Origin of the sequence: Thalassovita sp. (assembly GCF_963691685.1) — a bacterium.
Lineage (GTDB): Bacteria > Pseudomonadota > Alphaproteobacteria > Rhodobacterales > Rhodobacteraceae > Thalassobius.
The window spans coordinates 1427514-1444147 of the sequence record NZ_OY829290.1; the positions used below are offsets into that span (position 1 = coordinate 1427514).

Here is a 16634-nt window from a genome sequence, read left to right on the forward strand (position 1 = left end):
AGGTGACCGAAACGGTACAGAAACTGCCAGCTGTGTCTGAGGCGCAGCTGGCAGAGATCCGCGCCGCCGATCGCACAGGCGCGGCGCATCGCAATTTGTTGGCCGCAGTGCCAGCAATGCAAATGCTGGAGGTTGGCGGATCAACGGCCGCGCAGGTTTTGCCTGCTTCCTTCAACATCGCAGCCTGGAATGTCGAACGCGGGTTGTTCCCCGACAGATGTGCAGCGGCCTTGGCGCCGTATGTGCCACAGGTGGTCCTGCTCAGCGAGGTGGACAACGGCATGGCCCGCACCGGTCAGGCCAATACCACCGCCGAAATGGCGGCCGCCATGGGGATGCGCTACGCCTATGGTGTAGAGTTTTTGGAGATGGATCTGGGCGGCGTGGTCGAACGGCAGTTTTGCCGCGATGATTTCAACGCTTTGGGGTTTCACGGCAATGCCATCCTGTCGGCTGTGCCCTTCACGCGTCTGGCGCTGATGCGTCTGGATGAAGAGGGGCATTGGTTCCAGATTGGTCCAGACAGTGCCGGTGATCCCGGCCAGCCCCGGCTGGGCGGCCGCATGGCGATTGCGGCTGAACTGGCAACCGAGGCCGGGCCGATCTGTGTGGCCTCCGTTCATTTGGAAAGCAACGCCAAAGGGGATTATCGCGGCAGGCAGTTCGCTGACCTGTTGGAGCGTGTTCAGGCCTTTGCGGGCGATCTACCGGTGGTCATCGGGGGCGACCTGAACACCGGCTGCCAGAACCCGCCCGATTACGATTGGCGCGCGGAGCCGCTGTTCGCGCTGGCAGAGGCACAGGGCTATAGCTGGGCCGCCACACCCGACGGGCCGACCATTCGCGCCAGCCTGATTTCGCTGCAACCCACCCTGGGCATGAAGCTTGATTGGTTTGCCACCCGGGGCCTAAGGGCTGAGCCCGTTGCCGTATTGCCCGCCCTGGACCCTGAAGGCACACCCTTGTCGGACCATGAAGCGGTGATCTGCAACGTGGATCTGAGACCCGACGCTTAATCCAGCTGTAACAAAAGGGCGTGTCCCGCCAACGGGGCATGATCCAGCACCTCCTGTGGCTGGCCGTCCCGTTTGGAGGTCACCATCAACCGATCCCGGTTCGGACCGCCAAAACACAGGCCCGTGGGGTGCGGCAGCGGCAATGTGTACCGCGCCAGTAACTGGCCGTTGAGGCTCAGCTTGCTCAAGCCCCAGCCCTGTTCAAAAGCCACCCAAAGCGACCAGTTGGCGTCAATTGCCAGTGCTGCAGGACGCCCAGAAGCTTTGGAAAACTGGCAGATCTGTTTCAATTGGCGGGTGATCAGGTTGTAAGACAGGATCTCACCCCGATCAGGCACGGCCAGATAGATCGATCCAGACACGGCGCAATAGGTGATCGATCCCAGCCCCAGTGGCAGCACGGCATGATCACTGGCGTGGCCGTCCAGCGTCAGGTTGATCAGCTGCTTTTCACCATAGCGTTCGGTAACCGCCCAGATGTCATTGGCGGTGCCCGGCACGGCACATTGTACAGGGCTTTCCATCAGGCTTTCCTTGCCGCTGGACAGGTTGACCAACCGGTCACCGCAAAGTGCAATCACCTGATCGGCCGTGGTCACAACCAGACTTTGCGGCCGCGAGGTAAACTGGTGCAGCTGTTCCGAACTGCCATCCAGTTTGGACTGCCACAGCTGGTTTTCGTCACGATCGATCCACAGAAAGGCCTGCCGTTCTTCGGACCATTTCGGCGCGCTGCATTCGCCGCTGGCCTGTTCGCTGAGAACCGAGATGTCCGTGGGCCGTTTGGGGGTCAGATCCGGCCGGATCATTTGATCGGTGATGCGTCGCGCAGCAGCTTTCACCGCCTCAGCCAGCGCAGGGATGCGGGCGTGTGGGATACGGTAAGGCGGGCCGGCAACCGTGATACAGCCGATCACCTCACCATTTTCGCCAAAGATCGGTGCGGAAACAGCGCGCTGGCCGATTGAAAATTCCTCATCTGAGATCGAACAGCCACGACGTTTGGTTTCCTGCAGGTCCTGGCGCAGGGCGGCGCGATCCCGCAGCGTGTGTTCCGTCCGCTGGGTCAGGGGCTGGTTCAGCAGGCGATCCTGACGCTCCTGCGCGGCATAGGCCAGAAAGACCTTGCCGGAGGCCGAACAGTGATAGAGGAACCGAGTGCCAAAATCATCAATCACCGGGATCGGGTGCGGGCCCAAGACGTGGGCCAGATTGCGGGCGGCCTGCCCGTCATCAACCGCCACAACAGCGGATTCCCCACATAGGTTGCGCAGCTCGGACAGCTCAGGTTGGGCCACCAGCGCCAGTTCACGCCGCCGCACCATGTCGACGATGGATTGCAGTTCCGAAAAGCTGAGGCTGTAGCTTTGATCGCCGGGTTCGCTGCGCAACACATCGCGGTTCAGCAGGTCCTGCAGGCAGAAATTCACCAGATCCGGGCCAAACTCCTGCAGGGCCGTCAACTGGTCACGCCTGACTCCATGCGGCGAAGACCGGACTTGCAGGACGATGGTTTTGGCGCAGCGCAGGGCATCGGCCATTTCTGGCGCGGGGTCGGGTGGGTCAGGCATGCGATCCCCGGCAGCGGGGGATTTGGGCTCAGTCATCTACACCTCAAGGTGACGCTGCATCAGCTTAGACGGGCGAGCGGTGCCATGCCAAATGAAACGAACACTGGGCGGATACCGTAGGCTTTGCGGCGGATTGCCGTGGTATGCCCAGCGTGATGGCTAGGCCGTGACCTCGATCCAGCTTGTCATGCCGCTGGCGGCATGGCCCAGCATATGACAGTGGAACAGCCATTTGCCGGGGTTGTCGGCGACAAAGGCGATGCTGCGTGTTTCGCCGCGTCCCAGCAGCAGTGTATCGCGCATCGGGCCGTAAGTGCCTCCTTCCAACACCTCACGGAAGTGCATACCGTGCAGATGCATCGCATGGGCAAAGGCCGTGTCATTGCGCAGTTGGATCTGCAATGCCTCGCCCAAGGTGGCGCGGGCCAAAGGGTGATCCGTGCGCCCCGAGATGCCGTTGAAGGCCCAGAATTGCCCTTTTCGTGCCAGATCACGCATGCCCAGCGTTTCGCCCTGATAGCTGGCTGAGGCCATGCCGCCCATCGCGCCACCCTGCATGTGCAGGTCCAGCGGGCGGGCCTCAGCCAAGGGCGCTGTCGCCATATTGGGGTTTGGTGGCAGGGGGGCAGGGGCCTTGCGCGGTTGGCTGGCGGCCTGGCCACGCACCGGGAAGGCAACCTGCACCCAGGCCTCCCCGTTCACAGCCTGGCGCAGCACAAGCGCCTCTTCGCTGGCGGTGACATCGACGATCAGGTCGATACGCTGCCCCGGTGCCAGTACCAGAGCCTCGCTTGCAACAATTGGTTCGGGCAGGGGCATGCCATCAAGTGCCATGACCCAGCCGGACATGCCCTGCAGCGCCAGGGTGAAAATCCGCGCATTGGCCGCATTGATCAGCCGCAGGCGCAGCCTTTCGTTCTGTTTGACCGGGATCACCGCATCGTAAAGACCGTTACAGGTTGAGATATTGCCCAGACGACCGGCGTGGCTGCGATCATGCATATTGTCAAAATCGGCAAAGATCTGGCCATCCTCTGGGTTCAGGCGCCAGTCATCCAGCAGCAGAACCTCATCCCGGTCGACATCTGGCGCATCGGCCTCGGTGACCACCAGCGCCCCGTGCAACCCGCGCCCCACCTGTTCAGGGCTGGCCCAATGGGCGTGGTACCAATAGGTGCCCGCATCCGGCAGCGCAAAGTCATAGTCAAACTGCCCACCGGGCGGCACAGCCTCCTGTGTCAGCCCCGGCACCCCATCCATCGCGTTGTCAATGCGAATGCCATGCCAGTGCACCGAGGTGGGCTGCGGCAAGCGGTTGATCAACTGGCGCTGCAACCGACCGCCCTGCGGGTGGCGCAGCACCGGCCCCGGCGCCAATCCGTCGTAGCCCCAAACCTCGGTCTTGGGGAATTCTGCCGGGGCCAGTTGCACCGTGCCTTTGCGCGCCTCCAACGGGGCAAAACCACTTGCTTGGGCGACTTGGGGGCGCCCAAAGGGCAACAGGCCTGCGGTTGCGGCGGATGCGGCGGCACCGATCAGAACATGGCGGCGGCTTGGTCTGCTGGATGGCATGATGTCTCCTCTCCCCCTCAACCTATCGCGCGATGCTGATTTGTCAGCCCGCTGCCTGCGCTAAATCCAAATTGCGGCGCTACGGGTGTCACATCTGGCAGCTTTGCGCCGTTAAGGAGGGGAGGCCAACGAACAGCTCAATCGTAATCCGGGCAAAACCAAGGCGAATGCGGGCGCAAAGGCGGCACAGGTCGGTCACGGGCCGTCAAATAAACCGAAAGCCGCCTCAGTCTGGCCGCAGCGGGCTGGCTGAGTGAGGGCAAGACATTTGGAGGTAACATGCGTTTAGCGAAGTTCTGCCTGGCGTTGGCCCTGTCCTTTGCAGTGGCCCCGAAAACAGATCCTGCCAGTGCCGAAAGCGGCCCTTGGCGCAGCGTGGAAAATATCGCCGGTTGGGAAGCGGTTGGCCGCTTGTCCATCTCGGGCGAAACCATGTGCACCGGCGCTTTGGTGGCCCCCAATCTGGTGCTGACAGCCGCACATTGCCTTTATAATCCTGCCACTGGCCGCCGCGTCCGCGCTGATCGCATCACCTTTCAAGCCGGGCTGTCAAACGGCCGTGCCAAGGCCGAACGCAGCGTTGTGTCGGCCACCGCTCATCCCGAATACCGCCACCGCCCAAACGGCGCCGCGCAGGTTGGCCATGATCTGGCCCTACTGACGCTGGATCAGCCCATCGGCCGCAATGAAGTGGCCCCCCTGGCCTTTGAAGGCCGTCCTGAGAAGGGCGATATCCTCAGCGTCGTGGCCTATACCGTCGGCAACCGTCAGGATCCGCGTATGGCCTACCCCTGTCAGGTGATCGCACGCAAACAGGCCACTTTGGTTCTGAACTGCGAGGTGGATTTTGGTGCCTCGGGTGCGCCGGTTTTTGCCCTGCAGGGCGGGCAGCGGCCCTATCTGGTGTCGGTAATCTCGGCCAAGGCTGAAATGGCGGGGCGCGACGTCTCGGTTGGGACTTCGCTGGATCCATCGGTGCTGAGCCTGCTGGCCAGCCAGAGCTAAGCCCGCAAAAACCAACATGCCTCGGCGCCAAATTGGCGCCGGCTTTGCAGTGCTGCAATTTGCGAAAATCAGGGTTCGCGGAAGGCTTCGCGCGACTTGTAGAGCGGTTTCAGCAAATACTGCAGCACCGTCTTTTCACCTGTGTGCAGCTCAACCTGTGCCCGCATACCCGGTCGGATCTCAATGGCTTTCTGGCGTTCGGTCAGCCCGGCGCTGTCCACACTGACAGAAACACGGTAAAACGGCTCGGCCCTTGGATCGCGTTCATCTTCAAAAGTGTCAGCGGAAATCAGATCCACCGTGCCTTTGAGCGTCCCGTAAATCGTGTAGTCATAGGCCGTCAGCTTGATTGAGGCCGCTTGACCGCGCCCGACGGAGGCGATGTTTTCCGGGCGCACGCGGGCCTCCACAAACAACTCCTCGCCCAATGGGATGATTTCAAAGATCTCCTCCCCCGGACGCACCACGCCGCCAATGGTGGTCACTGACAGGTTGTTCACGATCCCGCGCATCGGGGCGGTGATCACGGTGCGGTTCAGCTGATCCTGCGCCAGCCGCATTTCCTGCCGCAGCGAAGTGATGTCTTTCAGCGTCTGGGAATATTCCTCAGCCTGTTCCAACTCGGCGGCGGTGTTGATCTCGGTATAGCGGATTTCGGCCTCAGAGGCGGCTTTGCGGGCTTTGTTGACCTCCAGCAGGGCGACAAACTCTTTCTTATAGAGCCTCTCCATATTGGCGAGTTCTGATTTGGCCTGTTCCAGCACAACCAGCGCCCCTTCACGGCGGGAGTTCAGATCGGTCTGCCGGGCCTTCAGCAGCGCCCGTTCTGAGGTCAGGATGGTCTGCGACCGCGCGGCCAGCGCGTCAGAGACGTCAAATTCATAGGCGCCGGCAATTTCAGCCTCTAGCCGCAGGCGTTTGATCTCCAGCGCGTCGATCTGATCCTGCAGATCGTCAAAGGCGGTGCGGAACTTGGTGTCCTGCAGGGTGGCCAGGATCTGCCCAGCCTCGACCAGGTCGCCCTGTTTCACGGCCAGATCTGACAGGATCCCGCCCTCAAGGTTTTGAATGATCTGCGACCGTGAGGAGGAGACAACTTCGCCCTCAGCGCGCACAATCTCATCCACCACGGCAAAAGCGGCCCAGGCGATGAACAGGGCAACGGCCAGTCCTACCAAGCGAATGGTCAGCCGGGACAGGCGGCTGTGATCATCAAAGCTTTCGTCAAAATCGCGTTCGCTGATCCCGGCCATCAGCCCCGCTCCCCGCTGGCAAGATGGGCCAGAACCTGTTCGCGCGGCCCATCCACGACCAGACGACCAGCCTGCAGGATCAAGGTGCGGTTTGACAGCGCCAGAATGGGGGTGCGGTGGGTCGCGATCAGCGCGGTGCGCCCCTGCAGCCAGCCCTCAAGCCGGCTGACCAGTGTCCGTTCCAACGTCTGATCCAAGGCGGCGGTCGGTTCGTCCAGCAACACAATCGAAGGGTTCTGCAGCCACAGACGCGCCCAGCCGATTGACTGACGCTGCCCGATCGACAGGCCTTCGCCGCCATCGCGGATCTGCAGGTCCAGCCCTTGCGGATGTGCCCGCAGGAAGGGGCCTAGGCCGGCAAATTCCAGTGCCTGCATCAGGCGGTCATCATCCCGCTCCAACTGATTGAGGTTCAGGTTGTCGCGCAGCGAGCCGGCAAACAGGCGGATATCCTGACTGAGGTAGCCGATCCCCCGGCGCAGGTCGCGCGGATCGATCTGGGACATGTCGGTGCCGTCCAGCATCACTCGTCCCTTGCTGGGCGCATAAAGACCCGACAGCAGCTTCAGCAGGGTCGATTTGCCAGATCCGTTAGCGCCCAGAATGGTGACACGCTGACCGGGTTTGATCACCACGGCAGGCACGTCCAACGTGGCTGGGCCGTCCTCATCATAGGCGAAGTGAACCTCGCGCAGCTCAAACTGGCCCTGAAACTTATCACGGCGCAGATAACGCCGTTCGCTGTCGCGCTCCTGCGGGGCAAGGGCGATGGTATCAAGGCTTTCCAGTGCCGCTTTTACATTGCTCCAACGGGCCAGTGTACCGGCAAACTGGGTCAGCGGCGCTAGGGTGCGGCTGGTCAGGATGCCTGTGGCGATGATGGTGCCGACGGTGAATTGCCCGGCAAAGACAAGGTAGGTGCCGATGACGACAGTGGCGATATAAGTGGTCTGCTGCACGCCCTGCGACCAGTAGGTTAGGGTGGATGACAGGCGCCGCTGCTCTGCCGAGGCATGGGAGGATACTGCGTTCAGCTCATCCCAAAGCCGCAGAATACGGTCTTCGCCGCGTTGTGTTTTCACCGTGTCCAGCTCGCTCACCACCTCCTGCAGCAACCGGCCCGCCTTGGCAGAGGCGCCTTGGGTCTGACGGGTCAGTGCGATCATGCGCTTTTGCAGCACATAGGCGGGCAGCACCATCAGGATACCGCCAAGGACCAGAACCCAGACCAGATTGCCTGCAATTGACGCCACCAGCGCCAGGAACAACAGGATAAAGGGCATATCCGCCAATACAGCGATGGTGGAGGAGGTAAAGAACTCGCGCACAGACCCGAAATCGCGCATCGCGGCAAACAGGCCTGAGGGGGGCAGGGCGCGCTGGTCCGATCGCATCCCCAGAAGGCGGCGCATCAGCATGTTCTGGATCGACAGTTCCATCCGCCGCCCGGCCGCATCCGACAGACGCGCGCGGGCCAGTTTCAACAGGCCTTCCAGCCCGATGGCCATGATGGCACCAATGGCCAGCACCCAAAGCGTCGCCTCGGATTGATGCGGGATCACCCGGTCATAGACCTGCAGCGAAAACAGCGCCACGGCCACGGCCAGCACATTGGCCACCAGTGACCCAAGCATGATCTCACTGATATGGCGGCGGAACTTTGGCAGTTCGCCCCAGAACCAATGGCCCTTGGTCAGCTGCGGCACATGACGTTCGGCCATCTGACGCAGGCTGGTTTTCGCGGCCAGAATGGTGCCGGTGAAATGCGGGGTGAATTCCGCCAGTGGCACTTCGGCGCGATTGTCGGGGCAGGTGGTGTCATAGATCGTCAGCACCTCATCCTCTTGTGACAGGATGAGAATGGACTGCCCGTTGCTCATCTCGGCAATCGCGGGCCAGAGCGTGGGGGCTGGCGTGACTTTCTGGCTGATCTTGGGGGCGATACCGGCGTGATCCAGCGCCTTGGCCAGCGCCTTCAGTGAAACATCACCGGGGGATTGTACCCACATATATTCGGCCACATCCGTCAGCGGCACCTCTTCGCCGTGCAGACCGGCAAGGGTCACGATCAGTGCGGCGCGGTGCTGGATCCGTTTGGCGGTGCCTTCGATGAGGGATTGGATTTCCGGCGCAGTGTCGGGACCCGGCGTAGCAGGGGCCACTGGTGCTGTGGGGGATGGTTCAGGCGTAGCTTGGGCGTGGCCCGGCGTATTGGCGGGCTTTGCCGTCTTTGGCACAGTCGGGTTGATCGACAGGATGACCGGACCTTTCTGGCTCAAATCGCGCCCCCGTCGGCCAGTACACCCAGATCCCGCGCCAGTTCCAATTGGACCAGGATAACCTCATATTTCGCATCCAGCCGCTCCATCTCGCGGCGGGTCAGCTGTTCGTAGATATTGACCACTTCCAGGACCGAGCGCTGACCGGCTTTGAACTGTGACTGAAACAGGCTGAAGGTTTTGCGGCTTTCGCGCACCAGCTTGGCAGTTTCGCGTTCCTGACGTTGCAGCGACACCAGCCGCTGTTCCAGCCGCGACCGGTTGCGCCGGGCGGTTTCGCGGGCCTCCACCACGTTTTCACGGGCGGTTTCCTTGCTGTTTTCGATCGCGTCCAGCCGCGCCTTGGTGCCAAAGCCCAATCCCTGCGAGGTACCAGCGTTCAATGCGCCCGAGGTGCCGTTGCGGTTCAGCGTGCCCGAGGCGCTGAGCCCCGGCAGCTGACCCGCACGTTCTGCTGTGGCCTGCGCCACGGTGCGTTTGGCCTCAGCTTCGGCCTTGATAACGCTCAAGGGGTCAAGACCGTCCGGCGCGTAGGATTTCAGCGGGGCTACGTCAGAGGCGGGAATATCCAACCCCAGCATGGCCTGCAGTTCGGCGCGGGCGGTATTGGCCTGTTCGGCGTCCAGATCCCGCGCGGCGCGCAGATCCAGCAGTTTGCCCTCAACCATCCGCTGATCGCCCTTGTCAGAGACGCCACCGGCCACGCGGCCATCGACAATCCGTTTGAACCCCTGCATCTGGCTGATGGCCTTGCCGCCCATCGCTGCTTTGTCGTGCCCGCGCAGTGTGGTCAGGTAGAGGCTAAGCGCGGTATAGACCCGATCGTTTTGATCCTGTGACAGGGTGACGGCGGCCACCTCAACGTCGGCGGCGGCATAGGCGCGTTCTGCCTTGCGCTTGCCGTTGTCATATAGCACCTGATCCACCACCAGTGAGGCCAGGGTTTCCCCCAGTGAGGTCAGTGAAACGGTGCTGGAAAGCGTCGGCAGCCAGTTCTTATTCTCAGCCTCTGCCCGCAGTTTGGCGCTGCGCAATTCGGCCTCAGCCGCGCGGCTGCCTGCCGCCAGTGCGGCATCGGCAACGCGGTCATAAATACCGTCCTTTGGCAGAACCGACCGGCGGGCCACCAGCGTCTCAACCACCTCACCCTCACCTGTGGCGTCAAAATCAGCGGCGTCCGGGCTGCCGTGCGATTGTGTTGGGGCAGGGGCCTCACCCGCCAGATGGGGCGGGGCAAAGTTCAATCCACCACCCAGCCCGCCGGTCATGCAACCAGCCAGCACCGTTGTCGCGCAGAGCAGTGAGAGGGCCTTGGACGGGATCACCCGGGTGGTCTCCTGAATGGCTTGGGGTGGACGGATGGTTGGGGCGGCGCTCCGCCCCAACGCGAGGTTAGATGATGACGTTGATGTCCTGGTCGATGACCAGCGTCACCCCATCATCGCCGATGGTGTAGACGTCATAAGCCTCACCATCGATGGTTTCGGTACTGCCGGTACGCTGGGCGCCGGCAACCGTGACCTGATCGTCGCCATTGCCGTGGATTGTCAGCGTGTCCGAGGTGTCCGACAGCGCTTTGATCTGCGCCTCGGTCAGGGTCAGCTGGGTGCCTGCGGCATAGTCCAGTTCAATCGCTTCGATCTGGAAATCACTGATCTGGGCATGGCCCAATGTGCCGGCGTTGGTTGCGTTGTCATCCAGAACCACCATCGTGTCGGAGACATTGCCCGCATCATCTGTTGCCGAGATCACCAGATTGGTGCCATCGGGAACCCGCGGATTGAAGGCATGCATGGTGGTTGCGCCCAGATCCACCTCAGTCGGTGACAGCTCGGTCGTGGTGCCATTGGCATTGAGGGTTGAGATCGTGTGATCCGAACCATCCGCAACCAGAGTGATTGCGCTGATGTCATCATCGGACTGGGTGACACTGTCGACCAGCGGGTTGGACACCTCGGTATCCACAAAGAAGGTGGTGGAGGAGGTGCCGACATTGCCCACGGCATCGATCGTGGTCACGGTTGCGGTGGTTTCATATTCACCGCGCGGCAGGCTGCCGGGCTCATAGGTGACCGACCAGCTGCCGCTGGCGTCCGCGGTTGTGGTGCGGGTCACACCTTCGACCACAACAGTGACCGAAGCGCCTGGTTCCGCAGTGCCATCCAGCACCAGGCCCTGGCTCATCTCGGCCGCGTTGACGAAACTGTCCCCGCCGATGGTGGTTTCCGTCACCTCAATGGTGGCGGCTGTTGTGGTGTCCACGCGGATCGCACGGGTGGCCTGTTCTGTGTTGCCTGCGGCATCGGTGATGGTAGCCACAACGGTGGTGTCATACTCACCGGCGCGGATGTCGCCGCTGGCGTAGGTCACAGCCCAGGTGCCATTGGCCGCCACTGTGGTGGTTTTGCTGACGCCGTCCATCTGAACGGTGACACTGGCCCCAGCTTCGCCGGTGCCGGTCAGGGTCACGCCTGTGCCAGCCTCGGCGGCGTTGATGATGTCATCGCCCCCGGCCTGACCTGCATCAACCGCCACACCGATTTCCGTGTCCACGTTCACAGTGGCGCGGGTGGTGGCGGTGTTGCCTGCGGGATCGGTGGCGGTCACGGTGACGGCTGCCTGATAGGTGCCTGCGGGGATGTCGGCGGTGGTGAAACTGGCCGACCAGCTGCCATCCTGTGCGGCGGTGACCAGTCGGGTCGCGCCCTCCAGCGTGACCTGAACCATCGCGCCAGCCTCGGCCATGCCGGTCAGGGTGACGCCGCCTGCAGCCTCAGCCGCGTTGATCATATCGTCACCTGCAATCGGCGCGTCCAGACCAACGAGGGTGGAGGTGTCCACCCGCATCACAGAAGAAGTGGTTGAGACATTGCCCACCCCATCCGTCGCGGTGACGTTGATCGTGGCGTCATATTCGCCCGGTGGGATTTCGGCGGCTGCATAGGTCGCAGACCATGTGCCCGCGCTGGTGGCGGTGACGGTGCGGGTGACGCCCATCATCTCCACCACAACGGTCGATCCTGCCTCAGCCGTACCGGTCAGGGTCAGGCCCTGCGCCGCTTCGGTGGCGTTCAGCATATCATCGCCGGCAATCGGCGTGTTCAGGGCCACATTGCCTTCGGTGTCGATATGCAGAGTGTAATTGGTGGTGGTGCTGTTGCCCGCCGCATCGGTCGCAACCAGCTGTACAGCACTGTCGTAAGTGCCCGCCGCCACCTGACCGGCGCTGAAGAAGAGCGACCAGCTGCCGTCATTTGCGACGGTTGTTGTGGTGGTCTGCCCCTGGAAGGAGATCGACAGGCTTGCGCCCGGTTCGCCAGTGCCGGCCAGCGTCACCCCGTCAGAGGCTTCGGCTGCGTTGATCACATCATCGCCTTCCACCGTGCCCATGGCGATGGCCGGGGCGATGGTGTCGACCTCAATGCTGTCGGTGACAACTGTTGTGTTGCCGCGCGCGTCCACTGCGGTGATGGTGGCGTCGATGGTGTATTCCCCTTCGGCCAGCACATTGCGCGCAAAGGATACGGACCAGCTGCCGTCCTGGGCAATGGTGGTGGTCTGGCTGTGGCCGTTGACCTCAACCGTTACGGTTGCACCGGCCTCGCCCTGGCCAGACAGCACATGACCGTCATCATGTTCGGCCGCGTTGACCACTTCGCCAACCGAAACCGTGCCTTCGCTGACCGAAACGGCAGGCGGGGTGGTGTCAATGTCCACAGCCGGGCCATCGAGGGTGAATTCTTTGTCGTCCGGGTTCACCACGGTGACCTGGCTTTCGTACACACCGTCTGCGGGCAGATCCGCGGCCTGATAAGTAACGGACCAAGTGCCATCGCCGCCCACGGTTGTGGTCTGGACAGAGCCGCCTACAACAACGGTGACGTCGGAACCTTCCTCGCCAGTGCCTGAGATGGTCACCGCATCCGGGGTCGGGCCGCCGGTTTCATAGGTGGCTTCGGGATCGTTCACCGTGGGGGTGACTTCTCCGTCGCCGCCACCGCCGATCACCTTGTTGGCGACGTAGCCACCGCCCAGAACCGCCGCGCCGGCGGCTGCAGCACTGCCCAGCCCACCAAGAACCGGGGCCACCAGAGGGGCCACCACGGGTTCAACCCGTTCCAGATCTAGGAAGACCAGCTGGTCATAAGCGCTCCACTTACCGCTGGTATCGACCGCGTTGTAAGAGGCGAGGTATTGGTCCCCGACCTGACCGCCCAAGTCTACATGTTGGATTTCACCATGTGCCGAGAGGAACAATTCAGGCTCGCGCCCGTCCTCAAAGAAATAGCCCTGTATCGTCACGGTTTGACCGTTGCTTAATTCGACGATCAGATCGTCACCGCTGGTGCGGTAGGCGATAACATCCTGTGGGGCCAGGTTCAGTGAAATCTGAGACCCGGTGAAAAAAGGAATAATGTTGCCGTCTGCTGGGCTGCTTTGGCCATAGGAAACGGTGCCGCCCGCGCTACGGACAGAGTAATTCACTGCACTCATCAGCTTACTGCTCTCTCAAAAAGTAGGGCTTTTGCCCATTATCTAGATTACTTCAGGCATACTATAGGGCAGACCGCGAAAGCTAGTGGTTTTTGTTGAAATTAAGGCAAAATATGGGTTTTTGTTGCCACGATCTGGCGTGGATCCGCGGTAATCCCGTGTGTTTGCAGGCAAAATTTCCCTTCATAGGTGTCGAAAAGTCGACGCAGGTGTCGTGTTTTGGTAACATGTCGCACACGAATCCGGTTTAGACTGTTGGATGTGTGCTGCTGTTTTCGCGGTGTGCTGGGGTGTTTTGCGATCTGTGCCTGGCGGAATTGAACGATGTGTTGCGCGTCTCTTCTGCCTGGGATACGATTTGAGAGCCGCTAAATTCTTTTGTTTATAATAGGCTTACGCCACGGCGCCTGGTGTCTACTAATAAATTAGTTGACGGTTTGATCCACGTCTGCGAACGTGTGCACATCCGGCGGGAGGCCGGCCAATTACTCAATTTGGGAGGACAAGATGCGCAAGTATCTTATGTCCGCTGTCGCGGCTGTCGCCGTGATTGCGGGAACGCATCCTTTGCATGCTGACGAAGCTGCCGCCAAGCGGTGGATTGACGCTGAATTCCAGCCGTCGTCGCTGAGCAAAGATGAACAGATGAGCGAAATGCAGTGGTTTATTCAAGCTGCACAACCCTTCGCTGGCATGGAAATCAACGTTCTGTCCGAAGGCATTCCGACCCACGGCTATGAAGCCGAGGTTCTGACCAAAGCCTTTGAAGAGATCACCGGCATCAAAGTGAACCACCAGATCCTCGGTGAGGGCGAAGTGGTGCAGGCGGTGCAGACCCAGATGCAGACCAAGCGGAACCTCTATGACGGCTACGTCAATGACTCCGACCTGATCGGCACCCACTCGCGTCTGCAGCTGGCCTATAACCTGACCGATCAGATGGCAGGGGATTGGGCGGCGACCACCAGCCCGACGCTGGATCTGGCTGACTTCATGGGCACCCAGTTCACCACCGGTCCCGATGGCGACCTCTACCAGCTGCCCGACCAGCAGTTCGCGAACCTCTACTGGTTCCGCAAAGACTGGTTTGACCGCGCTGACCTGCAGGAAGCCTTCAAAGCCAAGTATGGCTACGATCTGGGTGTTCCGGTCAACTGGTCGGCCTATGAAGACATTGCTGAGTTCTTCTCTAACGACGTGAAGAACATTGATGGCGTCGATATCTACGGCCACATGGACTACGGCAAACGCGCTCCTGACCTGGGCTGGCGCATGACCGATGCTTGGCTCTCGATGGCTGGCGCAGGGTCCAAGGGTGAGCCAAACGGCGTGCCGATCGACGAATGGGGCATCCGCATGGAAGCCGGTTCCTGTAACCCTGCTGGTGCATCGGTCACCCGCGGTGGTGCAGCAAACGGTCCTGCAGCGGTCTACGCGATCCGCAAGTGGGACGAGTGGCTGCGCAACTACGCACCGCCCGGTGCCGCATCCTTTGACTTCTACCAGTCGCTGCCGGCACTGAGCCAGGGCAACGTGGCCCAGCAGATCTTCTGGTACACCGCCTTCACCGCCGACATGGTGAAGCCGAAGTCCGAAGGCAACAACACCGTGGATGATGAGGGCTTCCCGCTGTGGCGGATGGCACCCAGCCCGCACGGCCCCTATTGGGAAGAAGGCCAGAAGGTTGGTTATCAGGACGTTGGTTCCTGGACCTTCCTGAAGTCGACCCCCTCGGAACGTGCACAGGCGGCTTGGCTCTATGCCCAGTTCGTGACCTCGAAAACCGTCGATGTGAAGAAGTCCCACGTTGGCCTGACCTTCACCCGCGACAGTTCCGTGAACCACGAAAGCTTCACCGAGCGTGCCCCGAAACTGGGTGGTCTGGTAGAATTCTACCGCTCGCCTGACCGTGTGGCATGGTCGCCGACCGGTGTGAACGTTCCGGATTATCCGAAGCTGGCCCAGATCTGGTGGCAGCAGATCGGTGACGTGAACTCGGGTGCCTTCACCCCGCAGGAAGCGATGGACCGTCTGGCCGAAGAAATGGACATCACCATGGCCCGGATGCAGCGTGCTGACGAAGCACAAAACATCTACGGCGGCTGCGGCCCGCGTCTGAACGAAGAAAAAGACGCTGAGTGGTGGTTCGCAAACGGTGGCGCCAAGCCGAAGTTGGACAACGAAAAGCCGCAGGGCCAAACCGTCAACTATGACGATCTGGTTGCGCGCTGGAACGCCAACTAAGCCGCCGCTGAAACCCGGCGTCTGACCGCTCCTCTCCCCGTGGTCGACGCAGGCTGGGGCCACCCTATGGTCCCAGCCTCTTGCCGCCCGGCATCTGACCAGAGGTGGCGCAAAACCCCAAGATACAAGGGTGCAAAATGGCACTTGAATTGAAAGAGATCACCAAGGTGGTGCAGGGGGTAACCCATATCAAGCCCACCAGCCTGACGTTGAAACAGGGACATTTCAACGTTCTCCTCGGCGAAACCGGATCCGGCAAAACCTCTCTGATCAAGATGATGGCCGGCCTTGATCCCATCGCCTCGGGCCAGATCCTGATGGATGGCGCGGATGTCACCAAACTGACCACCCAGAAACGCAAGATCAGCCTGGTTCACCAGTTCTTTGTGAACTACCCGCATATGACGGTCTTTGAAAACATTGCTTCGCCACTGAAAGTGGCCGGCATGGCCAAGTCCGAGATTGAGGGCCGTGTGCAGGAAGCCGCAGATATTCTGCAGCTTGCCCCGATGCTGCATCGTCGTCCGCATGAGCTTTCGGGCGGTCAGCAACAGCGTTGCGCCCTGGCGCGCGCCATTGCCAAGGACAGTCAGGCCGTGTTCCTGGATGAACCACTGGCCAACCTTGACTACAAACTGCGCGAAGAGCTGCGGGAAATGCTGCCTGAACTGTTTGCAGGACGTGGCGCCGTTGTTGTCTACGCAACCTCAGAACCCGAAGAGGCCCTGCTGTTGGGCGGCGAAACTGCCCTGATGATGGACGGCTGCGTGGCCCAGTTCGGCGCCACCGCAGACCTCTATCGTGCGCCTGCCAGCCTGACCTCGGCGCAGGTCTTCTCGGATCCGCCGATCAACTATGCGCCTGTACAAAAACAGGGCGACCGGATTGTCATGGGTGATGTCAGCTGGGCGGCCGAAGGGGACGCAGCCGGACTGGCCGATGGCGGCTACACCGTTGCGGTGCGACCACACCACATCCTGCCGCAACCCAGCGGCGGTGCCACGGTGGCGCTGAAAGGGCGCATTGGCGTGACGGAGCTGTCAGGCTCGGAAAGTTCGGCGCATTTCACCTTTGACGATCACGGCTGGGTCTCGCTGGCCCATGGCGCACACCCCTATGAGGTGGGCGAGGATCATACGTTTTACATGGATGCCGGGGCGTGTTTCTACTTCGCCGCTGACGGCAGCCGGGCCGCCTGAG

At 61.4% G+C, this 16634-nt stretch carries 10 protein-coding genes; 4 read left to right on the plus strand and 6 right to left on the minus strand.

Features of this window, described 5'->3' with window-relative positions; all coding sequences use genetic code 11:
• Window positions 1-2: 2 nt before the first annotated feature.
• Window positions 3-1016, plus strand: a complete 1014-nt coding sequence (locus ACORLH_RS06970) for an endonuclease/exonuclease/phosphatase family protein (RefSeq protein WP_321831918.1) — start codon at window positions 3-5, stop codon at window positions 1014-1016.
• Here the strand turns inward: ACORLH_RS06970 and ACORLH_RS06975 are convergent.
• Both ACORLH_RS06975 and ACORLH_RS06980 read right to left on the minus strand, forming a co-directional pair.
• Window positions 1013-2623: an IclR family transcriptional regulator domain-containing protein gene (locus ACORLH_RS06975; RefSeq protein ID WP_321831920.1), complete on the minus strand. Its 1611-nt coding sequence runs from the start codon at window positions 2621-2623 to the stop codon at window positions 1013-1015. The two genes, ACORLH_RS06970 and ACORLH_RS06975, sit on opposite strands and share 4 nt — an antisense overlap.
• 123 nt (window positions 2624-2746) lie before the next feature.
• The gene (locus ACORLH_RS06980; protein WP_321831921.1) at window positions 2747-4159 is read right to left on the minus strand and encodes a multicopper oxidase family protein; all 1413 of its coding nucleotides are present in this window, start codon (window positions 4157-4159) and stop codon (window positions 2747-2749) included.
• A gap of 279 nt (window positions 4160-4438) precedes the next feature.
• Here ACORLH_RS06980 and ACORLH_RS06985 point away from each other — a divergent pair, with 279 nt between their 5' ends.
• The gene (locus ACORLH_RS06985) at window positions 4439-5164 is read left to right on the plus strand and encodes a trypsin-like serine peptidase (RefSeq protein ID WP_321831922.1); all 726 of its coding nucleotides are present in this window, start codon (window positions 4439-4441) and stop codon (window positions 5162-5164) included.
• 68 nt (window positions 5165-5232) lie between these two features.
• Here the strand turns inward: ACORLH_RS06985 and ACORLH_RS06990 are convergent, their stop codons facing one another.
• The 4 genes from ACORLH_RS06990 to ACORLH_RS07005 form a co-directional block, all read right to left on the minus strand.
• The gene (locus ACORLH_RS06990; RefSeq protein WP_420719808.1) at window positions 5233-6417 is read right to left on the minus strand and encodes an HlyD family type I secretion periplasmic adaptor subunit; all 1185 of its coding nucleotides are present in this window, start codon (window positions 6415-6417) and stop codon (window positions 5233-5235) included.
• Window positions 6417-8696, minus strand: a complete 2280-nt coding sequence (locus tag ACORLH_RS06995; protein ID WP_420719809.1) for a type I secretion system permease/ATPase — start codon at window positions 8694-8696, stop codon at window positions 6417-6419. Before ACORLH_RS06995 ends, ACORLH_RS06990 begins: the two co-directional genes overlap by 1 nt.
• A complete protein-coding gene (locus ACORLH_RS07000; RefSeq protein ID WP_321831923.1) occupies window positions 8693-10021 on the minus strand; it encodes a TolC family protein in 1329 nt (442 codons plus the stop codon). The genes ACORLH_RS06995 and ACORLH_RS07000 overlap by 4 nt, the downstream gene beginning before the upstream one ends.
• 67 nt (window positions 10022-10088) lie before the next feature.
• The gene (locus ACORLH_RS07005) at window positions 10089-13190 is read right to left on the minus strand and encodes an Ig-like domain-containing protein (protein WP_321831925.1); all 3102 of its coding nucleotides are present in this window, start codon (window positions 13188-13190) and stop codon (window positions 10089-10091) included.
• Window positions 13191-13697: 507 nt separating this feature from the next.
• Here ACORLH_RS07005 and ACORLH_RS07010 point away from each other — a divergent pair.
• Entirely contained in the window at window positions 13698-15434 is a 1737-nt protein-coding gene (locus ACORLH_RS07010) for an ABC transporter substrate-binding protein (RefSeq protein ID WP_321831926.1), read from the plus strand.
• 137 nt (window positions 15435-15571) lie between these two features.
• Entirely contained in the window at window positions 15572-16633 is a 1062-nt protein-coding gene (locus ACORLH_RS07015; protein WP_321831928.1) for an ABC transporter ATP-binding protein, read from the plus strand.
• Window position 16634 lies beyond the last annotated feature (1 nt).